Source organism: Lentibacter sp. XHP0401 (assembly GCF_025751535.1).
In the GTDB taxonomy this organism is placed as follows: domain Bacteria; phylum Pseudomonadota; class Alphaproteobacteria; order Rhodobacterales; family Rhodobacteraceae; genus Lentibacter.
This window is the reverse complement of the sequence record NZ_JAOWLC010000012.1, coordinates 13,248-37,379: the sequence shown is the minus strand read 5'-3', so window position 1 is coordinate 37,379 and position 24,132 is coordinate 13,248. Positions and strand designations below refer to the sequence as shown.

22 protein-coding genes are annotated in these 24,132 nt (G+C 58.1%); 8 read left to right on the top strand and 14 right to left on the bottom strand.

What is annotated here, in order from left to right; genetic code table 11:
* Positions 1-100 precede the first annotated feature (100 nt).
* From OE750_RS14855 to parC, 3 genes are all read right to left on the bottom strand, one after another.
* Positions 101-1,225 (bottom strand): M48 family metallopeptidase, encoded by a 1,125-nt coding sequence (locus OE750_RS14855; RefSeq protein ID WP_263765095.1) that lies wholly within the window; start codon positions 1,223-1,225, stop codon positions 101-103.
* On the bottom strand, positions 1,225-2,409 hold the full coding sequence (locus OE750_RS14850; protein ID WP_263765093.1) for a YjgN family protein: 1,185 nt from the start codon (positions 2,407-2,409) through the stop codon (positions 1,225-1,227). Before OE750_RS14850 ends, OE750_RS14855 begins: the two co-directional genes overlap by 1 nt.
* A 101-nt stretch (positions 2,410-2,510) precedes the next feature.
* Positions 2,511-4,847, bottom strand: a complete 2,337-nt coding sequence (gene parC, locus OE750_RS14845) for a DNA topoisomerase IV subunit A (protein WP_263765091.1) — start codon at positions 4,845-4,847, stop codon at positions 2,511-2,513.
* A 168-nt stretch (positions 4,848-5,015) separates the two neighbouring features.
* Between parC and OE750_RS14840 the strand changes: the two genes are divergently transcribed.
* Complete coding sequence (locus OE750_RS14840; protein ID WP_263765089.1) at positions 5,016-5,585, top strand: SH3 domain-containing protein; 570 nt, start codon at positions 5,016-5,018, stop codon at positions 5,583-5,585.
* A gap of 38 nt (positions 5,586-5,623) precedes the next feature.
* On the top strand, positions 5,624-6,451 hold the full coding sequence (locus OE750_RS14835; protein ID WP_263765087.1) for an SDR family NAD(P)-dependent oxidoreductase: 828 nt from the start codon (positions 5,624-5,626) through the stop codon (positions 6,449-6,451).
* Here OE750_RS14835 and OE750_RS14830 read toward each other — a convergent pair.
* Complete coding sequence (locus OE750_RS14830; protein ID WP_263765085.1) at positions 6,369-7,346, bottom strand: DMT family transporter; 978 nt, start codon at positions 7,344-7,346, stop codon at positions 6,369-6,371. The two genes, OE750_RS14835 and OE750_RS14830, sit on opposite strands and share 83 nt — an antisense overlap.
* A 102-nt stretch (positions 7,347-7,448) precedes the next feature.
* Between OE750_RS14830 and OE750_RS14825 the strand changes: the two genes are divergently transcribed.
* The 4 genes from OE750_RS14825 (at position 7,449) to OE750_RS14810 (ending at position 10,107) form a co-directional block, all read left to right on the top strand.
* A complete protein-coding gene (locus tag OE750_RS14825; RefSeq protein WP_263765084.1) occupies positions 7,449-7,652 on the top strand; it encodes a twin transmembrane helix small protein in 204 nt (67 codons plus the stop codon).
* Positions 7,653-7,656: 4 nt separating this feature from the next.
* Positions 7,657-8,229 carry a cob(I)yrinic acid a,c-diamide adenosyltransferase gene (locus OE750_RS14820; protein ID WP_263765083.1) on the top strand — a complete coding sequence of 191 codons (573 nt, stop codon included), beginning with the start codon at positions 7,657-7,659 and terminating at the stop codon, positions 8,227-8,229.
* 193 nt (positions 8,230-8,422) lie between these two features.
* Positions 8,423-9,181 carry an electron transfer flavoprotein subunit beta/FixA family protein gene (locus OE750_RS14815; protein WP_263765082.1) on the top strand — a complete coding sequence of 253 codons (759 nt, stop codon included), beginning with the start codon at positions 8,423-8,425 and terminating at the stop codon, positions 9,179-9,181.
* Positions 9,181-10,107, top strand: a complete 927-nt coding sequence (locus OE750_RS14810) for an electron transfer flavoprotein subunit alpha/FixB family protein (protein WP_263765081.1) — start codon at positions 9,181-9,183, stop codon at positions 10,105-10,107. Before OE750_RS14815 ends, OE750_RS14810 begins: the two co-directional genes overlap by 1 nt.
* A gap of 73 nt (positions 10,108-10,180) precedes the next feature.
* Here OE750_RS14810 and OE750_RS14805 read toward each other — a convergent pair whose 3' ends face one another.
* From OE750_RS14805 to OE750_RS14775, 7 genes are read right to left on the bottom strand one after another with little or no spacing between them, the layout of a single operon-like run.
* Positions 10,181-11,056 (bottom strand): lysophospholipid acyltransferase family protein, encoded by an 876-nt coding sequence (locus OE750_RS14805; protein WP_263765079.1) that lies wholly within the window; start codon positions 11,054-11,056, stop codon positions 10,181-10,183.
* 34 nt (positions 11,057-11,090) lie between these two features.
* Positions 11,091-11,369 (bottom strand): HPr family phosphocarrier protein, encoded by a 279-nt coding sequence (locus OE750_RS14800; protein WP_263765077.1) that lies wholly within the window; start codon positions 11,367-11,369, stop codon positions 11,091-11,093.
* A 28-nt stretch (positions 11,370-11,397) separates the two neighbouring features.
* The gene (locus OE750_RS14795) at positions 11,398-11,784 is read right to left on the bottom strand and encodes a PTS sugar transporter subunit IIA (RefSeq protein WP_263765076.1); all 387 of its coding nucleotides are present in this window, start codon (positions 11,782-11,784) and stop codon (positions 11,398-11,400) included.
* A complete protein-coding gene (rapZ, locus tag OE750_RS14790) occupies positions 11,781-12,707 on the bottom strand; it encodes an RNase adapter RapZ (protein ID WP_263765075.1) in 927 nt (308 codons plus the stop codon). The genes OE750_RS14795 and rapZ overlap by 4 nt, the downstream gene beginning before the upstream one ends.
* A 27-nt stretch (positions 12,708-12,734) precedes the next feature.
* The gene (locus OE750_RS14785) at positions 12,735-13,172 is read right to left on the bottom strand and encodes an HPr kinase/phosphorylase (RefSeq protein ID WP_263765073.1); all 438 of its coding nucleotides are present in this window, start codon (positions 13,170-13,172) and stop codon (positions 12,735-12,737) included.
* Positions 13,173-13,178: 6 nt separating this feature from the next.
* The gene (locus OE750_RS14780) at positions 13,179-14,876 is read right to left on the bottom strand and encodes a sensor histidine kinase (protein ID WP_263765072.1); all 1,698 of its coding nucleotides are present in this window, start codon (positions 14,874-14,876) and stop codon (positions 13,179-13,181) included.
* 59 nt (positions 14,877-14,935) lie between these two features.
* Positions 14,936-15,637, bottom strand: a complete 702-nt coding sequence (locus tag OE750_RS14775; protein ID WP_263765070.1) for a response regulator transcription factor — start codon at positions 15,635-15,637, stop codon at positions 14,936-14,938.
* A gap of 343 nt (positions 15,638-15,980) precedes the next feature.
* On the opposite strand from OE750_RS14775, the gene OE750_RS14770 reads away from it, so the two are divergent.
* On the top strand, positions 15,981-17,579 hold the full coding sequence (locus OE750_RS14770; protein WP_263765068.1) for a phosphoenolpyruvate carboxykinase: 1,599 nt from the start codon (positions 15,981-15,983) through the stop codon (positions 17,577-17,579).
* A gap of 76 nt (positions 17,580-17,655) precedes the next feature.
* Here OE750_RS14770 and OE750_RS14765 read toward each other — a convergent pair whose 3' ends face one another.
* On the bottom strand, positions 17,656-18,423 hold the full coding sequence (locus OE750_RS14765; protein WP_263765066.1) for a sulfite exporter TauE/SafE family protein: 768 nt from the start codon (positions 18,421-18,423) through the stop codon (positions 17,656-17,658).
* Between the two features lie 155 nt (positions 18,424-18,578).
* Here OE750_RS14765 and OE750_RS14760 point away from each other — a divergent pair, with 155 nt between their 5' ends.
* Positions 18,579-20,240, top strand: coding sequence for an acyl-CoA dehydrogenase family protein (locus OE750_RS14760; RefSeq protein ID WP_263765065.1), 1,662 nt, complete (start codon positions 18,579-18,581; stop codon positions 20,238-20,240).
* Between the two features lie 84 nt (positions 20,241-20,324).
* Here OE750_RS14760 and OE750_RS14755 read toward each other — a convergent pair whose 3' ends face one another.
* The gene (locus OE750_RS14755) at positions 20,325-21,995 is read right to left on the bottom strand and encodes a sulfatase-like hydrolase/transferase (protein ID WP_263765063.1); all 1,671 of its coding nucleotides are present in this window, start codon (positions 21,993-21,995) and stop codon (positions 20,325-20,327) included.
* 111 nt (positions 21,996-22,106) lie between these two features.
* A complete protein-coding gene (locus tag OE750_RS14750; RefSeq protein WP_263765062.1) occupies positions 22,107-23,987 on the bottom strand; it encodes an acyl-CoA synthetase in 1,881 nt (626 codons plus the stop codon).
* Positions 23,988-24,132 lie beyond the last annotated feature (145 nt).

The window sequence follows — 24,132 nt, the reverse complement described above, 5'->3', positions numbered from 1 at the left end:
GCTTTGCCCCCCTCGCGCTCCCCCCAGGATATTTTAAGCAAGAAAAAGGGGCGGGTCCGGCGCGGCATCGACAGAGGGCCGCAGGCACAGCGCTGTCGGGTCAGTCGCAGATGGATTTGAGATCGGCCCATTCGGCCTCGCTCAGCACCGAGGAGGTATCCGGCTGTGTGGCGGCATGGGCGCGGGACTTACCCGCGCGCGCCTTTGACGGCGGGTGGGTGTTGAGGTAAGCGGGCACGGCGGGCCCCTCGCCTTCCTGCTCAAGGATGTAATCAAAGAAAGTGGCAAGGCCTTCACTGCTGACGTCGGCTTCGTGAAGCGCATCAAGGGCGAAATCATCGGCTCTGATTTCGGCCTCGCGGGTATAGCTTGTCGAGATAAGGTGTTCTGCCACGATCACCGCCAGCGTGCCGCCCGAAAAATCACCCAGAACCATAGAGAGCAAGCCAGCCGAGCCGGCCGAACGGAGCGCCCCGATGGTTGCATCGCGGTTTTCGACATGGCCGATCTCGTGCGCGAGCACCCCTGCGACGGCATCGGCGCTTGTGGCCTTGTCGAGCAGGCCACGGACGATGACGATCTGCCCGCCCGGGGCCGCGAAGGCGTTGACCATTTCATGATCCAAGACTTTGATATCAAGGTCATATTCCATATCCGGCCCCTCGGTGAGGCGGCTCTGCATTTTGGCGAGAGCAGCCAGACCCGCTTCGTTGGTGCAGGTCAGGTCTGTCTCGAAATCGCCCGCGAGGAACCAGTGCATCTGGTTGATCACGGCGCGGCCGAACTGCACTTCGCGTTCACGCGGCATGATGTAGGCGAGGCTTGTGGCCATAGCCGGCAGGATGACGAAGATCATCGCCAGAATGGCGACAACGGCGATGCTGATTTTGGTGAGAACCCGCAGGCCTGTGCCTTTGTGGATATCGCGGCGGGTGAGGTTCGGCGCGGCGTGACGCAAGGCTGCGTTCATCGCGCCGTCGCGGCAGGAAAGACGGGCCTCGTGATGCATGGTTTCATCTTCGCCCTCAATGTGCAGTGCGAAGGTGAGCCAGCCGCCTTCGGGCTGGTCGCGCAGCAGGCGCAACTCGGGGAGCGGCCATTCTTCGGGCTGCTCGAGAGCCTCACCATCGAAGGTGAGGATCCCCCGCGCCTCATCAAGGCGCAGGGTGACTTTATGTTTGGCGGCGGATGAGCCGTCAAAAAAGCTGCCATCCGCTTCCAGCATCAGATTGCGCCGCCGATATCGAGCGCATCGGCGAAGCCTTCGGCATCGACGCCTGTTTCGGACGCGCGCTGCCGGATATCGTTGAGCGCATCGGCGTTGTGCACTGTGAAGGTTGTGATGAAATGCGCAATCGTGGGCTGGGTGATGAAAACCAGAGCCATGGCGCCGAGGAGCACCAGAACGATGACATAGAGCACAACGGCAAACACCCCGACCAAGCCGATGTTGCCCATCGGGGCCATACTCATCATTGCGGCAAAAAGCGCGCCGCCAATAGCGGCAAAAACAGCGATCACGGCGCCCATGACGAGCGTGCCGATGATGTAGATTTTGATGACTTCGCCTGTTGTGGGCGTGGCTGTGAAAGTGATTTCGCCGCCCAATGTGCGGTTGGCCGCCATGTAGCGGAAGGCGTGCACGCGATAGTAGACGAAGCCGACCATGAGCCAGATGTAGCCGACAGCCCCTGCTATGCCCATAAGGCTTTCGGACTGCGATGCCCCGCCTATGGCGACACCGCCGACAAGCACGGCGAGACCGATAAAGAGATGTTTGGCCGCGCCGTAGAGCGCTGTCCATTTGCCGTTTTGCTCAAAGCGGGCATCGCCGAAGTAGCTGCGATCGGCCATGTATTTTTCGAGCTTGAAATTGGCGAGCGGGAAGAGTGCGCCAAGGGTCAGGACTGTCAGGAGGCCATAACCGATGGACCGGGCCGAGAAGCCCCATGCGCCTTTTTCCATGCCGAAGCGCACACCCCGCCAGCGCGTGCGGGCCATTTTGTAACGGCGCGCACGATACATGGCATAAAAGACCAGCGGCACGAGTGCGAAAATGTTAAGGTAGAGGATACCGGTGAGTGCGAGCATGCCCTGAGGCGTATCGGGATCAAAGCTGTAGTTGAGACCCGCGAAGAACAGCAACATCTGCACAATGCCAAGGTAGATTGCCAGAGCCACGATGGCGACGAGGAAGCCAAGGAACTTTTCAAGCCCCGTGCCCGTGTATTCGAAAGCGTCACCATCTCCCACTGTGGAAGACCAGATGTATTTGCGGATACGGGTTTTGCCCCAGAAGCGGTAAATGCCGAAAGTAACGAGGGTGAGCAGCGCCACGCCGATGGCGAGCGGAAAAAGCTCGCCGCGTGTGCCGCGATACTGGCCTTGAATATCGTTTGGAGAACTCATTGTGAAATCCTTGACTGTCCAAAAAGCGCGGCTCTTTATGTCTGCCGCTTACTTTGCGTTTTCTGCGACAATGCGGCGCGATTCAAGAGATTACAGGCAGCTCAGTCAAATTTCATATTGCGCGGGAAGCCGTAGGGCGGGCGCTTGCCCACCCCTGCCCGCTTGCCGAGCCAATCGGACAAGTCGGTTTCTGTGCGGGTTTTGCCGCCACCCATGGCCCAGCTGAGGCCCTCTTCCCAAGCAAATGTGGTGAGATCCGACAGACCACCATCCAGCTCGAGCGCGCCTTGTTTGCCGCGGGCCATGTTATACTTTTGCAGGCGCACGCCCTTACCGCGGCCAAGCTCGGGCAGTTCGGCGACGGGGAAGACAAGGAACTTGCCGTTCTGGCTGACGATGGCGACATGATCGCCTGTGAGCGGCTTGCAGATCATCGCGCGGGCGTCTTTGACATTGAGCACCTGCTTGCCGGATTTGGTCTGCGCTATGACCTCTTCTTCAGGGACAACAAAGCCGTTGCCCTCGGAGCTTGCGACGATAAGTTTGCGGCCCTTTTCATGCACGAAGAGCGAGACGATTTCGGCCTCGTTGGGCAGATCGACCATCAGGCGCAGGGGCTCGCCCATGCCGCGCCCGCCGGGGAGGTTGACGGCGCCAAGCGTATAGAAGCGCCCGTTGGAGCCCATGAGGACGATCTTGTCGGTTGTTTCGGCGTGGAAGGCGAAGCGGGCTTCATCGCCGTCTTTGAACTTGAGTTCGCGGGTGAGATCAATGTGGCCCGACATGGCGCGGATCCAGCCCATTTTGGAGCAGACAACGGTGATCGGCTCTTTGTCGATCATCGCTTCGAGCGGCACCTCTTCAACTTCGCCCGCCTCTGCAAAGAGCGTGCGGCGCGCGCCGCCTTCGTAATCTTTGCCAAAGGTTTTCTTGGCAGCTTTGAGCTGATCGGAAATCGCGGACCATTGCATGTCTTCGCTTTCGAGCAGGTCTTCGAGCCCAGCGCGTTCTTCCATCAGCTTGTCGCGCTCGGCCACAAGCTCCATCTCTTCGAGCTTGCGCAAGCTGCGCAGGCGCATGTTGAGAATCGCATCGGCTTGTGCCTCGGTGAGGCCCTCATCAGTGCCCGCCTTGGGCGAAACATAATCGCGCTCGTCAGTGGCGCGCACAAAAGTCTGGCCCCAGTCTTCGCGCATGAGCGCGGCCTTGGGCTCTTCATCGTAGCGGATGATATCAATCACGCGGTCGAGGTTGAGAAAGGCGATGATGAAGCCTTCGAGCACTTCGAGGCGCGCGTCGATCTTCTCCATACGGTGCGTCGAGCGGCGGATCAGAACTTCGCGGCGGAAATCAAGGAAGGCGCGGAGCACCTCTTTCATGGAGCAGACCTTGGGCGTTACGCCGTCGATCAGCACGTTCATGTTGAGGCTGAAGCGTGTCTCGAGATCGGAGTTGCGGAACATCATGTTCATCAACACGTCAGGTTCGACATTCTTTGAGCGCGGCTCCAGCACAAGGCGGATATCTTCGGCGGACTCGTCGCGCACATCGGCGAGAATCGGGATTTTCTTGAGCTGGATCAGTTCGGCGATCTTCTCGATCAGCTTGGACTTCTGGACCTGATAGGGAATTTCGGTGATGACAATCTGCCACTGGCCGCGGCCAAGGTCTTCGACCTCCCACTTGGAGCGCAAACGGAAGGAGCCACGCCCTGTGCGGTAAGCCTGCGCAATGTTTTCGCGCGGCTCGACGATCACCCCGCCTGTGGGAAAGTCGGGGCCGGGAACAAAATTGAGCAGCGTATCATCGCGGGAATCGGGGGTTTTGATGAGGTGTAGGCAAGCATCGACCAGCTCGGCAATATTATGCGGCGGGATGTTTGTTGCCATGCCCACTGCGATGCCTGTGGAGCCGTTGGCGAGCAGGTTCGGGAAGGTGGCCGGGAGCACCGCCGGCTCTTCGAGCCGGCCATCATAGTTGGGCCTGAAATCAACAGCGTTTTCCGCCAGCCCTTCGAGCATGGATTCGGCGACGATGGTCATCCGCGCTTCGGTGTAACGGGCGGCGGCAGGGTTATCGCCGTCGATGTTGCCGAAGTTGCCTTGCCCGTCAACGAGCGGATAACGCACGTTGAAATCTTGTGCGAGGCGGGCCATGGCATCGTAAATCGCGGCGTCACCGTGGGGGTGGAAATCGCCCATCGTGTCGCCCGAAATCTTGGCAGACTTGAGGAAACCGCCTGTCGAGGTGAGCCGCAGACGGCTCATCGCGTAAAGGATACGGCGGTGAACGGGCTTCAGGCCATCACGGGCATCAGGGAGCGCGCGGTGCATGATCGTGGAGAGCGCATAGGTGAGATAGCGCTCGCCAAGGGCGCGGCGCAACGGCTCGAGGTGCTCCGCCTCGGGCTTGTCTTCATCATCCAGCAAATCGCTCATACTGCTTCTTTAGAGACTTTCGCGGGCGGATTGAATCCCAAAAATGAAGCTTCACGTGGCAATTTTACAAAGTGGGGAAAAACCTTAGGAGTTTCTCCCCTTTTAATGTCGCGAATCGTGTAGGCTGGTGACATGGGTTGGCAATATTTCGCTTAGGGGGTTTGCGGTATGTCGCGTTTCATCATCGTTACGTTCGGATTTTTGTTTTTTGCTTTTTACGAGTTAAGCGGTGGATCAGACTATGCGCCGAGCGATGGATCGCGGCAGGCTTTGGCCGCCGAGCGCGCAATTGCCAAAGAGCAAAAACGGATCGCGCTTGCCCAAGCCAAGCCCGAGGCCGTAGCGCCCGCGCCAGTTATGACCAAGGCAAGCGACACACTGACAGGCGGCGACGAAACGGTTGTTCTGGCCTCGGCAGGCGGCGCTGCGTTGCCCGAGCTCAAGCCAGGTGTGGCTACGCTGATCAGCCCGCCTGTGGACCTTGCGAAAGCCGGAGCGCTGACAAAGGTCGCCGTTTCAGAGCCCGCCGAAGCGACAGGCGACGATATTCGCGAAGTGACGGGCAGCCGTGTAAATCTGCGCGGCGGGCCAGGCACGGATTACAACGCGGTTGGCAGCCTGACACGCGGCACAGAGGTGCGCGTGATCTCGGAAGAGAACGGGTGGGTGAAACTGCAAGTGCAGGAAACAGGGCGGATCGGCTATATGGCCGACTTCCTTTTGACGGCATCCAACTGAGCCTTGCCTTGCGCCGGAGCGCCACGTAAGCGGGCGACATGAGCAAAACAATTATGATCACCGGCTGTTCTTCAGGCCTTGGATATGACGCCGCGCACGGGCTTGCGGCGCGTGGCTGGCGGGTGTTTGCGACCTGCCGCAAGGCGCAAGATTGCGAGCGCTTGCGCAGTGAAGGGCTGGAGAGCTTCCAGCTTGATTACGCATCAAGCGAGAGCATCAATGCGGCGGTTGCCGAGGTTTTGTCTCGCACGGGCGGCACGCTGGATGCGCTTTACAACAACGGCGCCTTTGCCATGCCTGGGGCTGTGGAAGACTTGCCCCGGGAGGGCTTGCGCGAGATTTACGAGACCAACCTGTTTGGTGTTCACGAGCTGACCTGCAAGATCATCCCTGTGATGCGCGCGCAGGGGCACGGGCGGATTATCAACTGCTCCTCCGTGCTGGGGCTTGTGCCAATGCGCTGGCGCGGGGCTTACTCGAGCACCAAGTTTGCGCTGGAAGGCCTAACCGACACGCTGCGCATCGAGATGCGCGACACGCCTTTGCACATTATTACGGTGGAGCCCGGGCCTATCACTTCGGACATCCGCAAAAACTCGATCCCGCCATTCGAGCGCTATGTTGACTGGAAAGCTTCCCCTCGGCGTGCGCAATATGAAGAGAGCCTGCTTGCGCGGCTCTACGAGGCGCGCGGGCCCGACCGCTTTGAGCTACCCGCGTCGGCGGTGACAAAAAAGCTCGTTCATGCGCTGGAAAGCGCGCGGCCCAAACCGAGGTATTTTGTCACGACACCGACTTATCTGATGGCAGCGGCGCGTCGGCTGTTGCCAACCCGCGTGCTTGACTGGCTGATCGCGAAAGGCTGAGGCGGCGCTCGCGCCAGACGATAAACAGCCCGCCCGCCGCGATGAGCAGCGCCCCCGGGAAGAGATCGCCCCAAGGTGCTTCGTCATAAAACGCCCAGCCGAGCACAAAAGCCATGGGGATGCCGAAGTAGCTGAAGGGGGCAAGATTGCTCTGCTCGGTCATACGGTAGGCCATGACATAGAGCAGAACAGCCACCCCGCCAAAGCCCCCCATCAGCGCGATCCACGCCAGATCTGTCCAGCTTTGCAAGGGGCTGAAGCCGCCCCAAAAAAGCGCCAGAATAACCGAACCAACCAAGGCGCAACCGGCCGAATACACATTGACCAGCGGAGTGACCACATCGTCATCAAACAGACGCGCGGTGATGGCCGTGGTCGCATAAAGAGCGGCGGCGCCCAGCGGCATCAGCGCGGCCCAACCGAAGGCCTCGCTGCTGGGGCCGATGACAAAAACGACCCCCGCAAAGCCGATGCCAACGGCAAGCCAGCGCAAGGGGCCGACCCGCTCGCCCAGAAGCGGCCACGCCAGCGCGCAGGCAAAAATGGCCGAGGCGTAAGAGAGAGTGGAGGCCGTGGCAAAGGGCATGAAGGCCAGCGAGCCATAAAACATGAGCTGCGCAAAAGAGATGAGCAGCCCGCGAAACAGGCCAAGCTTCCATTGACGGATGGCAAAGCGCCGCCCTGCCGCGCGCCAGGCAGCAGAGGCATAAAGCGCGATGAAGCTTGGAACCAGCCCGAAGACATTGCGATAGGCCGAAAGCTCGGCGGCCGAGTAGCGCGGCGAGAGATGCTTGATGACCAGCCCCATAAGATCAAAGAACAAGAGCGCCAAAAGGCACAGCAGAATTGCGAGCACAGTGTTGTCGCCCGCGCGTGGGCCAGGAGCATGTTTCATTGCGCGAACCTAGCGGCAGTTTGACCCGTGCGCCAGATTTGCCCTCGCAATTTGTGCAAAAATCGCTAGACGGTAAGAACGCCCAAACAAGGGAGGCTTATCATGGCCAAAGATCCACTTTTTATCATTGCCGCTCTGGCTTGCGTTGCTGTTTTGATCATTCTGATGATCGGCGTTGGCGGATTTGCCAAGGGAGGCGATTTTAACCGCAAACATGCCAATCGCATTATGCGCTGGCGGATCGGAGCGCAGTTTATTGCTGTGGCGCTGATCCTGTTCTTTGTCTGGATGCGCTCGGGAGGCTGAATACATGGTTGTTCTCAACAAGATATACACCCGCACGGGTGACAAGGGCGATACAGCGCTCGGCAATGGCGCGCGCGTGGCGAAGCACTCTGCGCGCGTGGCCGCTTACGGCACGTCTGACGAGCTTAATTCGTTCATCGGCGTTGCGCGTCTGGCGGCAACAGGGGAAACTGACGCCGCCTTGGCGCGGATCCAGAACGACTTGTTCGACCTGGGGGCTGATATGTGCCGCCCCGAGCCCTCAAAAGACGGCGAGGCAGAATATGCGCCTTTGCGGATGATCGAGGAACAAACCACGCGGCTTGAGCAAGAGATTGATGTGATGAACGCCAAGCTGACACCGTTGCGCAGCTTTATTCTGCCCGGTGGTTCTGCCCTTGCCGCGCATCTGCATGTCTGCCGCACGGTCTCGCGCCGCGCCGAACGCAAGGCCACCGAGCTGGCCGAGGCTGAAGAGGTAAACGAATGGGCGGTGAAGTATCTCAACCGCTTGAGCGACTGGTTTTTTGTTGCGGCGCGGATTGCCAATGACGACGGCACAAGTGATGTGCTTTGGGTTCCGGGCGCGAACCGCTGAAAGCGGCCTGCCCAAAACCCCGCTTCGCAACATTTTTGCAAAGATCGGCCTCCAAAACGGTCTGACGCGGCGTCCCTGAGACAAAAGATGACGATTTTGCTCTGTTACGCCATGGTCTGAGGCGATATTCAGGCCGAGGAACAATCAGGAGTCGCGCGAGCGGCCAAACGAAACCTTAAAGGAGTGAGAGCCAATGAAGGTGCTTGTGCCTGTCAAACGCGTCATCGACTACAACGTGAAAGTGCGCGTCAAAGCGGACGGATCGGGTGTTGATCTTGCCAACGTAAAAATGTCGATGAACCCTTTCGACGAGATTGCCGTAGAAGAGGCCATTCGCCTCAAGGAAGCGGGCAAAGCCGAAGAAGTGATCGCCGTGTCTATCGGTGTGAAACAGGCGCAGGAAACCCTGCGCACCGCTCTTGCCATGGGCGCGGATCGTGCCATTCTTGTGGTTGCCACAGATGATGTGCACCAGGACATCGAACCCCTCGCTGTTGCCAAAATCCTCGCGAAAGTTGTGGAAGAAGAGCAGCCAGGTATTGTTCTTGCCGGCAAACAGGCGATCGATAACGACATGAACGCGACAGGCCAGATGCTTTCGGCCCTTCTTGGCTGGTCACAGGGCACATTCGCTTCCGAGCTTGATATCGACGGTGACAAAGCCGTTGTGACACGCGAAGTCGATGGCGGTTTGCAAACAATTAATGTGACGATGCCTGCCATCATCACTGTTGATTTGCGTCTCAACGAGCCGCGCTATGCTTCCTTGCCGAACATCATGAAAGCCAAGAAAAAGCCGCTGGATGAAAAGACAGCCGCTGACTACGGCGTTGATGTAAGCCCGCGCCTTGCGATTGTCTCCACAACGGAGCCGGAAGCGCGCAAAGCGGGTGAAATTGTTGGCTCGGTTGACGAGCTTGTGGCGAAACTCAAAGAAGCGGGGGCAGTGTAATGTCGGTTCTTCTTCTCGCAGAAGTAAACAATGGCGAGCTTGCCATGGACGCAACGGCCAAGGCCGTGACAGCAGCCAAGCAACTCGGAGATGTAACGGTTCTGGCGTGTGGGGCTTCGGCCGCAGCCGCTGGTGAAGCCGCAGCAAAGATCGACGGTGTGAGCAAAGTTCTCGTCGCTGAAGATGCGTCCCTCGGCCACCGCCTTGCAGAGCCGACAGCGGCGCTGATCGTCTCGCTTGCGGGCGATTACGAGCATATCGTGGCCCCTGCCACGACAGACGCCAAAAACGTGATGCCCCGTGTGGCGGCTTTGCTTGATGTTATGGTCATCTCTGACGCCTCAGGCGTTGTGGACGGCGACACATTCGAGCGGCCTATCTATGCAGGCAACGCGATCCAGACTGTAAAGTCATCGGACGCCAAGAAAGTTGTCACCTTCCGCACATCGACATTCGATGCAGCGCCTGAAGGCGGCTCGGCCTCTGTCGAGACCATCTCGGCGGTTGATAACCCCGGCCTGTCATCATGGGTTGAAGACAAGGTTGCCGCAAGCGACCGCCCCGAACTTACATCAGCGGGTGTGGTTGTCTCGGGTGGCCGTGGCGTTGGCTCGGAAGACGACTTCAAACTCATCGAGCAGCTTGCAGACAAGCTTGGTGCGGCTGTTGGCGCGTCACGCGCGGCTGTTGACAGCGGCTATGCGCCGAACGACTGGCAAGTTGGCCAAACCGGCAAGGTTGTTGCGCCTGATCTTTATGTTGCTGTCGGCATCTCCGGTGCAATCCAGCACCTTGCGGGCATGAAAGACAGCAAGATCATCGTTGCGATCAACAAGGACGAAGAAGCGCCTATTTTCCAAGTTGCGGATTATGGCCTTGTGGCGGATTTGTTCACGGCTGTGCCCGAGCTGATCGAAAAGCTGTAAGCTCGTCTGACGCAGAATTAGAGAAGGCCCGCTGATCTGGCGGGCCTTTTTCGTTACGGGTTCGTCTTTGTGATTAGTCTTTCAGAGACAGCGTGTGCTCGCGCAGCCAGCTCATGAAGCCACGGGGGTCTTTCTCAAGCAGTTGCATTTGTTCATCGGTCAGCGGCTCACCAACAATGGGCGCCTGGTTTTTGTTGCAGCTGTGCACGACCTCGTGCAGCAGCAGCCCTTGGCGCAGGGTGGCGGAGATGCGGTTGGCGATCTGATAGAGGCGTGAATTGGAGCCGGGGTAGAAGATCGGAACCACGCGCGCGCCGGAGCGGCGGATCATCTGGGCTGTGAAGACATTCCACTCGCGCTCGATGACAGGGCCAAAGGCTGTATCGGAAGAGGCCACAACGCCCGAAGGGAAAAGCGCGACGAGGCCGCCTTGCTTGAGGTGGGCCATGGCCTTTGCGCGCATCTCGACGAATTTCTTCTGCGCATCGTCCTCATAAGGGAACGGCACAGGGATCATGTATTCGGTCGCAGCCTCGTCAATACCGGTGAGCAGCGCGCGGGTGAGGATGCGGTAATCATTGCGCACACGGCCCACGAGATCGGCAAATATCATCCCGTCGACAAGCCCGTGCGGGTGATTGGCAACAACAACGACAGGGCCGTCCTGCGGGATGCGATCAAGCTGGTATTGCGGGGTTTTGAGCTCGATGCCCATAACCTTGAGCACAGCGGGCCAGAAGGCTTGCCCTGTGGGCGGGCCCTGACGCTCGAACTTGCGCACGAGGCGCAGAATTGTCAGCTTGCCTGTGAACCACTCGATCGTTTTGATGACAAGCGACTTGGCGGGGCTGTCAAACGAGTTGGCATAGGTGAGCGAACGGCGGTCGTAGGTATTGGTTACGACGCCCTCTTCTGTCACAATCGGTTTGTTTTGCGTGTGCTCTACCACTCGTGTGTCCCGGCTTGCGAAAGCGCTCGCGCGCTTACATATCCTCTCCGAACCTGTCCGCCACCAAAGCTTCCAGCGCCTGCGCCAGAGCTTCGGCATCGGGGCCTGAAGTCTCGATGTCAATAGAGCTTCCGCGCGCCGCTGCCAACATCAAAAGTCCCATGATGCTGTCACCACTGGCGCTCATACCGTCTTTTGACACTTCGGCGCGGGCATCAAAGCCCTCGACCACTTCGACCAGTTTGGCAGAAGCGCGGGCGTGAAGGCCCTTTTCGTTGATAATTTCCAGTCGCTTCTGATGTGTCCCCGACATCGACGCGCTCCCTTTTTATATGTGAGCTTTATGTAATCTGTTGGCTGTCTATGTATTTGCGGCCCGCATCAAGAGCCAGACGCACAGCATCGGGCACGGACATATGGCGCGATTTTGCCAGTTTAACGAGCATGGGCAGGTTTGCTCCATAAAGGATGCGACGATTGTCGCAGCGGCAGGCCATGAGCGAGAGGTTTGAGGGCGAACCGCCGAACATATCGGTGACGACGACAACGCCTCCCCCCTGATCGACAGTGTTTGCTGCGCTGCAGATTTCGGCTTCTTTGGCGGAGCGGTCACAATCGGCCTCGATTGTCACCGCGCGGACACCTTGCTGGCGGCCGACAACATGCTCGACCGCGGCAAGATATTCTTGCGCCAAACCGCCATGTGCAACAATCACAATCCCGATCACGTTTTTTGGCCCTCTTGTGGCAAGGTTTCGCCCATGGATGCACCTGTGGGGGCACCACTGTTTGTGCGCTCCAATTCGCGGTGCCTTATAGACACCTGCCAGCCCTCTTCTGCAAGGGCTTTTGCCAACCTTTCCGCTAGGGTAACCGAACGGTGACGCCCGCCAGTGCAGCCGAAGGCAATCGCAAAGTGAATTTTGCCTTCTTCCTTGTAGGCGGGCAGCAAATCAAGCGAGATATCTTTGACACGGTTGAAGAAGCCCTCGAAGCGTTCGTCAGCAGCAACATAGGCTTGAACGGCTTCGTCGCGACCATCCCCGCTGCGCAGGGCTTCATCCCAATGCGGATTGCGCAGAAAACGCGTATCAAAAACCATATTGGCGCCGCGCGGCAGGCCGCGTTTGTAAGAGAATGACTGGATCGCAACGGACAGACGTGACCCCTCTTCGCTGCCAAACAGGCGGCCAAGCTCGGCGCGCAGTTCATGCGGGGAAAAATCAGCTGTGTTGATCAGCGTGTCGGCACGGGTGCGCACGGAGGCGAGCAGATCCTGTTCGCGGGAGATGCCGACTGCGGGATCATCGTTTGGTGCGAGCGGATGACGGCGGCGGGTTTCGGAGTAACGACGCAGCAGGACATCTTCGGAGCAGTCGAGGTAGAGCAGCTCGGCATTGAAACCGTGAACAGAGATGGCTTCTTCGAGCGCCTCCAGAAGGGCGCTGGCAGAAAAGTCACGGTTGCGCACATCGAGGCCAAGGGCAAGCGGGCGCGAGAGCGGCGGACCATCGAGAAGCCGCCCCATCAGGCTAAGCGGCAGGTTATCAATCGCTTCATAGCCCAGATCTTCGAGCGCGTTGATGGCCGTGCTGCGGCCGGCACCCGAGGGGCCGGTGACGAGAATAAGTTGTTTGTGCACCTTTTCCATTCCGGGCCTTTCTAACGACAGCCGCTCTCAGGCCAGCCGCCCCGTATTAACATATTGCAAAATCGCGGCGGGGAAATGGTACCCCTCGGTTTTGTGAACACAGGGAAACGTAAGCCCCATCAGCTCTGAAGTGCGCCACGGGGGCAAGCGTTCTGTCTCGATCGTATCCATATTAACAATAAGGGCAATAGGGGCAGGCGCAGCGGGCGGTGCTTTCAGAATACCGACAAAGCGCGCTTCTATCTGGCCCTGAATGGCCTCGGGGGCTGAAGCGATGATTTTGTCACCCGCTCTGGTGAGCTGTGTACGGTCATCGGCGAGAAGCTCTGCCCCCAACGCGAGGAGTTGAAGCGCGAGGCCGGATTTGCCGCTGCCGGATGCGCCCGTGATAAGAACGGCTCGGCCTGCAATGGCCACCGCAGAGCCATGAACAATTTGAAAGGGGGGCGCGGCAGGAGTGGCCACGCCAGACTAAACCGGAAGGCCGACGACGAAACGCGCGCCGAGCGGCTCGGAGGTGATGTCGGCATCTGTGGGGCGGATGTTTTCGGCCCAGATGACACCATCATGAGCTTCGACGATCTGCTTGGAAATGGCGAGGCCGAGGCCAGAGTTATTGCCGAATTGTTGCTCGGGGCGCTCGGAATAGAAGCGCTTGAAGATTTTGGTGAGCGCTTCTTCGGGGATACCGGGGCCGGTGTCTTCGACCACGACGAGCACACGGTTTTCACGCTGACGCGCCCAAACGCGGATGGCATCGCCATCTTCACAGAAAGAAATCGCGTTTGTGATCAGGTTGACAAACACCTGTGCCACGCGGGCTTCGAGGCCTGCGAGGACGATCGGATTATTGGGCAGATCAGAGATAAAGTCGATGCCCTTGGACTTGGCATCTTCGCCGAGGAACTGACAGATATTATCCAGCATTTTCAAGAGGTCGAACTCTTCCTGCTCTTCTTTGACAAGCTCTGAATCAAGCCGTGAGGCATTGGAGATATCACTGACGAGGCGGTCAAGGCGGCGCACATCATGGTCGATCACACTGAGGAGTTTTTCACGCTGGTCATCGCGCTTGGCGACACGGAGCGTGCCGACGGCCGAGCGCAGGGAGGCCAGCGGATTTTTGATCTCGTGGGCGACGTCTGCAGCGAACTGTTCGTTCGCATCTATGCGGTCATAAAGGGCGGAGACCATGCCGCGCAGAGCGCCCGAGAGACGCCCTATTTCATCGGGGCGGGCTGTGAGATCGGGGATGCGAATACGGCCCGGCGCGACATTGCGGCTGTCGCGGTCGCGACCAAGCTCGGCGGAGGCGGCCAGATCGCTCAGGGGATTGGCGATTGTGGAGGCGAGAACGAGGCTGAGACCGATCGAGATGATCACCCCGACAAGAAACATTTGCAGCACCTGCTCCCGTTCGAGGCGCACGAAATAGTCGATCTCGCCTGAGGTGGAGGCAAGAACGACAACCCCGACCACATCTTCTCCCTGCCGCACGGGGGTCGCCACGGTGAAACTGCCGCCCAAGTCGATTGCATTGTTGATTTGCGAACGCCCGCCCATGGCCGCAACCACAATTTCACGGGCCTGTTTTTCGAGCGAGGGCGGGTTGGATTTGTCATTGCCGCCAAAAGGGATCGAGATGAAGGACCAAAGCGCATTGAGCCCGTCGGTGAGATAGGTCTTTTGCTGGCGGTCATTCACGCCCCTGAGATCGGCACTGAGCCCGCGGCCTTCAGTGCGTGCAACGAGCGTTTCGGCGCGGTCAAACAGCAGAACCTCAAGACCTTCGCGCAGATCAAGCCCCTCAAGGGCTGTCGCGGGGTCGATGCCATCGGCAGTGGCCAGATTGACGGGCGCGCCCTTGGGCATTTGCGCCTCGATCACATCAGCAATCAGTTCGGCCTCACTGATCAGGGCTTTGGCCCGTTGCAGCGCCAGACCGTCACGCGAGGAGTTGAGATAAAGGATACCCGCCAACAGGAGCGACATGGCGATGAGATTGAATGTAATGATTTTGCGGGCCAGCGGAGAGCGACGCAACGAGAAAAAGCCGCGACGCTCACGGCGTGCGCGGATATTCTCATCAACAGTGCTGTGCGGGGCGACAAAATCGTCGCCCAGAACAACATCACCGTTGCGCTCAGGTGCTCTGTTTCGCACCGCCATCCTCTTGGCCCCGCCCTTCTAGGCTTACTTGATCTTCACTGGCTTTAGTCTTCGCCAGCCTATTCTTCGTTATATCTGTAGCCGATGCCATACAGGGTCTCAATTGCCGAGAATGTATCATCAACCGAGCGCATTTTCTTACGCAGGCGCTTGATGTGGCTGTCGATCGTACGATCATCGACATAAACTTGGTCATCGTAAGCAACATCCATCAGCTGATCACGGCTTTTTACAAAGCCCGGACGCTGTGCGAGGGCTTGCAGAAGCAAGAACTCTGTCACTGTGAGAGACACATCCTTGCCTTTCCAGGCAACGGCGTGACGCAGAGGGTCCATCTTGAGATCGCCGCGGTCCATGACCTTGGTTTCTTCTGTTTCGGGAATTGTCTCGCCCGCGATGGCATCCTGGCGGCGCAGAAGCGCGCGGATACGCTCGACCAGCAGGCGCTGCGAGAAGGGCTTTTTGACATAATCGTCAGCGCCCATACGCAGACCAAGCACCTCGTCGATCTCATCATCTTTCGACGTGAGGAAGATGACGGGCATTGTTGTTTTCTGACGCAAGCGCTGCAACAGATCCATGCCGTCCATACGGGGCATCTTGATGTCGAGCACGGCCATATCGGGGAGCTTTTTGTTAAAAGCGTCGAGTGCCTGTTGACCGTCGTGATAGGTTTCGACCTCAAAACCTTCGGCTTCAAGGCACATTGCTACGGATGTCAGAATATTCCTGTCATCGTCCACAAGGGCGATTTTGGACATTTTATTGTTCCTTATACTGCTCTTACTGCCTAGTTTTTTCACTCACCATTGCCTTTTTTGAAGGACTGATCAATCCCTTGAAGCGAATCAGTTGGCCTTATGAGTCGATTTTGCCTCACAAAGTCCTGAGAAATGGCTAAATTGCCTCACTTTCTGTTTCGGGCTGCGACAATGCGGGCAAGATACTGCCTGTGGTTGCGCTAACCTCGTGTTGATTGCGCTAACTGCGGCGTTGCGCCTGTTGCGACACAAAAGCGTCATGTTATGAGCAGTCCAAGTCCGGCCGCGCCGCTGCGTTGGCCCATCAACAAGAATTGCCAAAACAGGCCAAGGAGCATTTCACATGTCATCAGGACGCGTAAACCTCAAATTCACCCTCGAGGATCAAGGTATCACAGGGCTGGGCGCTGTTTACTACAACCTGATGGAACCTGCGCTCATTCAGGCCGCCATCAAGAACGGTGAAGGCACACTCGGACAAGGCGGAGCATTTCTGGTTGAGACAGGCAAGTTTACGGGCCGCTCGCCAAAAGACAAACATGTTGTGAAAACAGCCTCGGTTGCCGACACTATCTGGTGGGAAAACAACGCCGAGATGAGCCCTGAAGGCTTTGACGCGCTTTACGAAGACATGCTGGCCCACATGAAGGGCCGTGACTATTATGTGCAAGACCTTGTTGGCGGAGCTGACCCGGAGCACGCGATTAACGTGCGGATGGTGACAGAGCTTGCCTGGCACAACCTCTTTATCCGCCACCTGCTGCGCCGCCCCGAGCGTGACGCGCTCAACAGCTTTCTGGCCGATTTCACCGTGATCAACTGCCCGAGCTTTCAGGCCGACCCCGCCAAGCACAACTGCCGCAGCGAGACGGTTATTGCGATGAACTTCGACCGCAAGCTGATCCTGATTGGCGGAACAGAGTATGCGGGCGAAAACAAGAAGTCTGTTTTCTCGCTACTGAACTACCTGCTGCCCGAAAAAGGCATCATGCCGATGCATTGCTCGGCCAACCACGCCAAGGGCAACCCCGTTGACAGCGCGATTTTCTTCGGCCTCTCGGGCACGGGCAAAACCACGTTGTCTGCCGACCCTGCGCGCACGCTGATCGGCGATGACGAGCACGGCTGGTCCAACAACGGCACATTCAACTTTGAAGGCGGTTGCTACGCTAAAACCATCAACCTGTCGGCAGAAGCCGAGCCCGAGATTTTTGCGACGACAACCAAGTTCGGCACTGTCATCGAAAACATGGTCTTCGACGAAGAGACCTTCGAGCTTGATTATGAAGACAGCTCGCTGACCGAGAACATGCGCTGCGCCTACCCGCTGCACTATATCTCGAATGCTTCCGAGACAGCGACAGGCGGCCACCCGAAAAACATCATTCTGCTGACATGCGATGCATACGGCGTTCTGCCTCCTATCGCGCGGCTCACACCTGCGCAGGCGATGTATCACTTTCTCTCGGGCTTCACCTCAAAGACACCGGGCACAGAGCGCGGCGTTGTCGAGCCTGAACCCACATTCTCGACCTGCTTTGGCGCACCGTTCATGCCGCGCCGCCCCGAAGTCTACGGCAACCTCTTGCGCGAAAAAATCGCCAAACACGGCGCAACATGCTGGCTGGTGAACACAGGCTGGACAGGTGGCTCCTATGGCACGGGCTCGCGGATGCCGATCAAGGCGACACGTGCGCTTCTGACTGCTGCGCTGGACGGCTCGCTGAATGAGGCGACCTTCCGCAAGGATGGAAACTTCGGATTTGACGTGCCCGTCACGCTGAAAGGCGTTGATGCAACCTTGCTGGACCCACGCAGCACATGGGCCGATGGCGCGGCTTACGACGCGCAGGCACAAAAGCTGGTCAAGATGTTTGCCGAGAACTTCGAGCAGTATATGCCCCACATCGACGATGATGTGAAAGCCGCGGCTATCGGTTAAGCGAACGGCGGCTTCGGCCCTCGCCCTACAGGGTTTGCAAACGGCGTCTCTTGAGCGGGGCGCCGTTTTGCTTTTGTCAGCCCATCAAGCCGCGGCGCAACAGGTTGAGGCCAGCAATGAACAAAACGATCTGGGTGAGCCGCTTGAAGCTTTTCTGATCAATCCTGTCGTGGAATTTGAAACCAAGCCAGATGCCGAGCATCGCAGGAACAAGCATGGCAACAGAGAACGGAAGCGTGCGTGCGTTGAGCACACCGGAACTGACATGTGAAAACATCAGAAGCACCGCGCCGAGGCCGTAGATTACCCCCTGAATACAGAGGGATTCCCTCTTGGCCACGTCAAGTGCGTGAAGATACATGACGGTGGGTGGCCCCCATATTCCGGAGATGCCGCCGATACTGCCGGCAACAAAGCCGAAAAGGGCTTCGACACCTTTTGAAGTGCCGGACAGTCCGGGCGACCAGCCAAACAGTTGCAGTCCGGTGAAAAGGCTCACGGTGATGCCTATCACCAGCAACAAGACATGTTGGGGCACGACACTGACAAGCTGTGCCGAGAGCAGCAGCATGACGCCGCCCACAATAAGGAACACCTTGAACGACTTGACCACGGCAAAGGCTTCACGCGGGCCATAGCGCAGCGCTTGCATCGCGTTTGCGGCCACTGTGGGCAGGATGAGGCCCGCAAGCGCCAGTTCGGGCGCGATAAAACTTGAGAGCCCCGAGACCATGATCATCGGGAGGGCAAAGCCGACCATGCCTTTCACCGCACCCGCGAGGAATGTGACAGCAAAAGCAAGGGCGAAGAGCGCGGGCGTGAGACCTGACAAAAAGACATCCATGCAGCTCTCTTACGCTGCGACAACGCGAATGACACGCGCAATTTTTGATCTTTTTGCCGCACCACAGCGTAGCAATGTTGCGCTGCACCTGCATAATAGCTAGACACGGCTAACCCGATAAAAAGGCTGATTCACTCATGGACGGACATATACCAATGGCTCAAAACGCTCTTCTCCCCGATTTGCTTGATCTGACCGGCGCGGCAGTAAAGCCGGCCGAGGCTCTGCTGGACGTGGCTGTGAAGCGTGTGCGCGAGACAGTAAGTGCCGAGGGCCGCGTTTCAGCAGCACTGCTGGAAGACAACCAGACGGCGGCGCACGGGCTTGCCTGGCTTGCGACATATGTTGAAAGCTTGCGCCAGATGCAGAAATGGGCGGAAGGCTTGCAGGCCAAAGGCCAGCTTGGCGAGATGGAACAGCTCATTCACCAGATCGCGTTTGGAGAGTATCTCTGGCAGATTTACGGCGGCATCCAGATGAACCAGGGCGAGGTTGTGCGCCTGCAAGACATCGGGCTTTCGCAAGACGATGCGCGCGGGCTGATGACCCCCGAGGTGATGACGCTTTGTGAAAAGGGCAATACACAGGCCGCGCGGCTGGCGCTTGTGACGCGGATGCAGGACGGCAAGGCCGAGATTACCTTTGGCAAGACGGGTCTTGAGGAAGAACTCGAGATGATCCGCGAGCAGTTTCGCCGCTATGCAGTTGAAAAAGTTATGCCTTTTGCCCATGAATGGCATTTGAAAGATGAGTTGATCCCTATGGAAGTGATCGAAGAACTCGCCGAAATGGGCGTGTTCGGCCTGACGATCCCTGAGGAGTTTGGCGGCTTCGGGTTGAGTAAAGCCTCGATGGTTGTCGTCTCGGAAGAGCTTTCGCGCGGCTACATCGGCGTTGGCTCACTTGGCACGCGCTCGGAGATTGCGGCAGAACTTATCCTCGCCGGCGGCACGGATGCACAGAAGGAACACTGGCTGCCCAAACTGGCCAGCGCCGAAATTCTGCCGACAGCGGTGTTTACCGAGCCCAACACCGGATCGGACCTTGGCAGCTTGCGCACCCGCGCAGTGAAGAATGCCGAGGGCGATTACGAGATCACGGGCAACAAGACATGGATCACCCATGCGGCGCGCACCCATGTGATGACGCTACTGGCGCGCACGAACCCCGACAGCACGGACCACAAGGGCTTGTCGATGTTTCTGGCTGAAAAAACACCGGGGACAGACGAAGCCCCCTTCCCCACCGAGGGCATGACGGGCGGGGAGATCGAAGTGCTCGGCTATCGCGGGATGAAAGAATACGAGCTGGCGTTTGACGCCTTCAAGGTGAAGGGCGAAAACCTGCTTGGCTCGGACGAAGGCCAAGGCTTCAAGCAATTGATGCAGACATTCGAGGCTGCGCGCATCCAGACAGCCGCGCGCGCCATTGGCGTGGCACAATCGGCACTTGATGTAGGGCTGCAATATGCCGAGGATCGCAAGCAATTTGGCAAAGCGCTCATAGACTTCCCGCGCGTGGCAAGCAAGCTCGCGATGATGGCTGTTGAGATTATGGTGGCGCGTCAGCTCACCTATTTCTCGGCTTGGGAAAAAGACAACGACCGCCGCTGCGACCTTGAGGCCGGCATGGCCAAGCTTCTGGGCGCGCGTGTGGCATGGGCGGCGGCGGACAATGCGCTGCAAATCCACGGTGGCAACGGCTTTGCGCTGGAATACCAGATATCCCGGATCCTCTGTGATGCGCGGATTCTGAATATCTTCGAGGGTGCTGCCGAGATTCAGGCGCAGGTCATCGCGCGTAGGTTGCTGGGCTAAACTCTTTTCGAATTTGCTTTGCAAATCCGACCGGCTGGGGGCTTTGCCCCCAGACCCCCAAGGTATTTTTGAACAGAAGAAGCGTTAAGGCTTTTTTATCTCCTGCCAAGGCTTCGCTTTTTGGCCGCGATACTTGATTGTCAGGTCCGCATCCATGTCGCCCTCTTCGGGCACACCGATTACGATCCCTTTCGTGCTGCGCCCGCTGCGCCGGGCGATCAGGCTGTCGTGGTTGATGGTGGTGCGTTGCGAGACACGGCGCGCCCATTTGTGGAGCTTGTCATACATGGCGGCGATGATATCGGCGTGAGCTTCGCTTGCGCCAAGGTCTGTAAGTTCGTTCGGGTCTTTTTCCAGATCAAACAGCATTGGTCTGTCGCCTGTTTCAAAATGGATAAGCTTATAGCGCGCATCGGCGACCATATACATATTGGCCTGCTCCACCGTTGCGCCTGTGAGGCGGGCGACGGGGGCGCCTGAGTAGTCGTATTCACAGATCACGAAGTCGCGTTCGGTGTCGGCTTCTTTGCCATGCAGCAGCGGCACGAGGCTTTCGCCTTCGAGGATATGCGGGAGGGCTGCACCGCCCGACATCTCAAGGAAGGTCGGGGCAAGATCGATGCTTTCGACGAGCGCTTCGGAGACCATGCCGCGAGTGCTGTCGGCCTCTGGTGAGGGGTCATAAATAATCAAAGGCACACGCACGCTTTGCTCAAAGAAGAATGTTTTTTCGCCGAGCCAGTGATCCCCCAAAAAATCGCCATGATCGGAGGTGAGCGCGATCACCGTGTTGTCCCAGCGGCCTGTCTCTTTAAGCCAGTCGAACAGGCGGCCCATCTGGTCATCGACCTGTTTGATAAGGCCCATATAAGCGGGGATTACGGCTTCGCGCACGTCTTCGCGGGAAAAGCTCTGGCCCACGGGGGTGTCCATGAAGGCTTTGAGCACAGGGTGCGCCTGCTGGCGTTCGGCATCGGAGCGCACGACGGGGAGGACATGTTCGGAGCCGAACATGCTCGCGTAGGGCTCGGGCACGATGTAGGGCCAGTGCGGCTTGATATAGCTGAGGTGGCAGCACCACGGCGCGCTTGTGGCTTCCATGAACTCCATCGCGCGGCCCGTGAGGTAGGGTGTTTCGCTGTCGGGTTCATCAATGTTGGCGGCATAGGCCGAGTTTTTGAGGAACCAGCCCGAGATGACATTGCCTTCAGCATCCAGCCCTGAATTGGCGAAGTCGTGCCAGGGATTATCGCTTTCGTAGCCCTTTTCGCGCAGCCATTCGTTATAGGCCAGAGCCCCCCTCGGATCATAGCTGCCGTCGGGGCCTTCGGGCTTCATGCCGTCGTCACGCTCAAAGACATCAAATCCGCATTCGGCGACGCGCACGCCGATCACGCTGTCGGGCTCAAGGCCGAGACGCGCCATGCCTTCGGCATCGGCTTCCATATGGGTTTTGCCGACAAGCCAGCTGTTGACCCCGACGGCGCGCAAATGATCGCCCAGTGTTTGCTCTCCCACCTTGAGGGGGATCTTGTTGTTGCTCGCCCCGTGACTGTGAACATAGCGGCCTGTGTAGGTGCTCATCCGCGAAGAGCCGCAGATGGGCGACTGGATATAGGCGCGGTTGAAACGCACACCTTGCGAGGCGAGCCAATCGATATTGGGGGTGTGAAGATGCGGATGGCCATAGCAACTCAGGTAATCCCAGCGAAGCTGGTCAAACATGATGAAGAGGATGTTCTTTTGCTGCGCCATGGAACCGGCCTCACGAATGGTTGACTAATTCAACGAATTTTAGACGAAAAGTCACGGGCCGCAAGAACTCTCCTGCGGCCCGCTTCGACATCTGGCAATATGAGGCAGGGCTTAAGCCGCCCATTCCCACGGGCGCGTGAAGCTGCCTAGCACTTTTCCGACAGCCTCATCGCTGGCTCCGTTGGCCTCAAGCATGGCCACGAGGCCGCGTTTTTTGTCATCGACAACAGAGGTGACGCGCGCGTTTACACCCGCCTCTTCGAGAGCAGCGTTATAAACCCGTGTGATTGCAGATTTTCGCAGATCGGGTTTGAAGACCTTACCCACAGCCGTTTTGGGCAATTCATCCAGAATTTCCACATGCTTGGGATAGGCTGCGCGCTCGTGAATATGTTTGCGCGCATGGGCCATGAGCTCTTCGGTTGTGGCTGTCGCGCCTGAAACAAGCTCGACATAGACGCAAGGCAGCTCGCCTGCGTGCGCGTCGGGTTGGCCGATCGCGCCTGCGAAGGCAACATCCTGATGGGCGAGCAGCGCATCCTCGATCTCGGCGGGGTCGATATTGTGACCGCCGCGGATGATCAGGTCTTTCGCGCGGCCCGTGATCCAGATGTAGCCATCAGGATCAATGCGGCCCAGATCACCTGTGCGCAGGTATTTTTCATGAAAGTAGAGGTCTTTGTTTTTATCGGCCTCTGTGTAGGTGTTGCCAGCCCATACCCCCGGACCTGCAACGCAGATCTCACCGATTTCATCAGGGGCGCACTCAACAGGGCCATTACCTTTCTGGGCGATGATTTTCACATCGTTATAAGGGAATGGCAGGCCCACCGAGCCAACACGCTTTTCGCCATCGACAGGGTTGATCGACACCAGAACGGTGGCTTCGGTGAGGCCGTAGCCCTCGATGATCTGGATGCCTGTGGATTTGGTGAAACGGTTGAAGAGCTCCAGCGGCATGGGAGCCGAGCCAGAGAAGGCGTTTTTGACTTTGGAGACATCGGCATCGACGGGCCGTTGCATGAGGGCCGACACCGCTGTTGGAACCGTGATGATGAAGGTTGTTCCCCAGCGCTCGCAGAGCTTCCAGAAATTGTCGAACACACCATCGCCACGATAGCCCGCTGGCGTAGGGAAGACCACATGGGCGCCGGATTTGAGCATCGACATGAGGATGACGTGACAGGCGAAAACGTGGAACAGTGGCAGCGGGCACATGACGCTTTCGTTTTCATCAAACAGAAGCTCGTGGCCGAGCCAGCCTTGATAGATCATACCCGAATTGAGGTGTTGTGCCACTTTGGGCATGCCTGTTGTGCCGCCCGTGTGGAAATAGGCTGCGACGCGATCAACCTTGCGGTCCTCAAAGCTGAGGGTTTTGGGCTGTTTGGCCATCTCTGCATTAAAGCTTTTGACATCGGCATGGTGGTTCACCGTCATCTTCGGGCGCACCAGCGGAACGATCCAGCTTTTGGGCGGCGTCAGGTAGCGGTTGAGATCAACGGTGAGGATTGTATGCACGCCGGGCGCGTGCTTGACGGCCTCGGCTGTTTTTTGCGCCACATCCGTTTTGGGGAAGTTGCGAAGGGTTACGACGACTTTGGCCTTGGTCTCGCGCAGGATGGCGGCGATCTGCTCGGACTCAAGCAGCGGATTGATCGGGTTGACGATACCTGCGGTCATACCACCGATGAGTGCGACGGCTGTTTCTGTTGCGTTCGGCAGGACCAGCGCGACCACATCGCCCTCGCCCACACCGAGGCTGCGGAAGAGGTTGGCAGCCTGACAGACCTGCTCGTGATATTCGCGCCAGTTGAGTGTTTCGGCCTTGTCGGTTGCACCTGACATGAGCTGGTAGCTAACGGCAGGACGGTCTGGAAATTTTCCCGCTGTAATCGAGAGCATTTCGTAAACCGTAGCGGGCACATCACGCTCCGCCCACGGCATTTCATTGGTCATGTCGAGACTGTCCTGCAACGTGCTGAACTTCATGTTATATCCTCCCCTTTAACTCGTAATTTCGAGCCTTCTCCTGATCTGAGTGTGTAGCGCTTTGGCTTTTCGCGCAAGAGCGGTGGCGCAACGTCAGTTTTACGCTGATTGTTGTATTTGCGTTTCAAAACCCGCAGAAAGCACC

What these genes read in the sequence shown, in the direction of transcription:
- OE750_RS14815 (WP_263765082.1), top strand. Translation starts at nt 8,423, where the DNA reads ATGAAGGTGCTTGTGCCTGTCAAACGCGTCATCGACTACAACGTGAAA.
- OE750_RS14840 (WP_263765089.1), top strand. Translation starts at nt 5,016, where the DNA reads ATGTCGCGTTTCATCATCGTTACGTTCGGATTTTTGTTTTTTGCTTTT.
- OE750_RS14855 (WP_263765095.1), bottom strand. Translation starts at nt 1,225, where the DNA reads ATGCTGGAAGCGGATGGCAGCTTTTTTGACGGCTCATCCGCCGCCAAA.
- OE750_RS14800 (WP_263765077.1), bottom strand. Translation starts at nt 11,369, where the DNA reads ATGTCGGGGACACATCAGAAGCGACTGGAAATTATCAACGAAAAGGGC.
- OE750_RS14765 (WP_263765066.1), bottom strand. Translation starts at nt 18,423, where the DNA reads ATGGATGTCTTTTTGTCAGGTCTCACGCCCGCGCTCTTCGCCCTTGCT.
- OE750_RS14810 (WP_263765081.1), top strand. Translation starts at nt 9,181, where the DNA reads ATGTCGGTTCTTCTTCTCGCAGAAGTAAACAATGGCGAGCTTGCCATG.
- OE750_RS14835 (WP_263765087.1), top strand. Translation starts at nt 5,624, where the DNA reads ATGAGCAAAACAATTATGATCACCGGCTGTTCTTCAGGCCTTGGATAT.
- OE750_RS14760 (WP_263765065.1), top strand. Translation starts at nt 18,579, where the DNA reads ATGGCTCAAAACGCTCTTCTCCCCGATTTGCTTGATCTGACCGGCGCG.
- OE750_RS14825 (WP_263765084.1), top strand. Translation starts at nt 7,449, where the DNA reads ATGGCCAAAGATCCACTTTTTATCATTGCCGCTCTGGCTTGCGTTGCT.
- parC (WP_263765091.1), bottom strand. Translation starts at nt 4,847, where the DNA reads ATGAGCGATTTGCTGGATGATGAAGACAAGCCCGAGGCGGAGCACCTC.
- rapZ (WP_263765075.1), bottom strand. Translation starts at nt 12,707, where the DNA reads ATGGAAAAGGTGCACAAACAACTTATTCTCGTCACCGGCCCCTCGGGT.
- OE750_RS14830 (WP_263765085.1), bottom strand. Translation starts at nt 7,346, where the DNA reads ATGAAACATGCTCCTGGCCCACGCGCGGGCGACAACACTGTGCTCGCA.
- OE750_RS14820 (WP_263765083.1), top strand. Translation starts at nt 7,657, where the DNA reads ATGGTTGTTCTCAACAAGATATACACCCGCACGGGTGACAAGGGCGAT.
- OE750_RS14850 (WP_263765093.1), bottom strand. Translation starts at nt 2,409, where the DNA reads ATGAGTTCTCCAAACGATATTCAAGGCCAGTATCGCGGCACACGCGGC.
- OE750_RS14775 (WP_263765070.1), bottom strand. Translation starts at nt 15,637, where the DNA reads ATGTCCAAAATCGCCCTTGTGGACGATGACAGGAATATTCTGACATCC.
- OE750_RS14755 (WP_263765063.1), bottom strand. Translation starts at nt 21,995, where the DNA reads ATGGCGCAGCAAAAGAACATCCTCTTCATCATGTTTGACCAGCTTCGC.
- OE750_RS14770 (WP_263765068.1), top strand. Translation starts at nt 15,981, where the DNA reads ATGTCATCAGGACGCGTAAACCTCAAATTCACCCTCGAGGATCAAGGT.
- OE750_RS14750 (WP_263765062.1), bottom strand. Translation starts at nt 23,987, where the DNA reads ATGAAGTTCAGCACGTTGCAGGACAGTCTCGACATGACCAATGAAATG.
- OE750_RS14780 (WP_263765072.1), bottom strand. Translation starts at nt 14,876, where the DNA reads ATGGCGGTGCGAAACAGAGCACCTGAGCGCAACGGTGATGTTGTTCTG.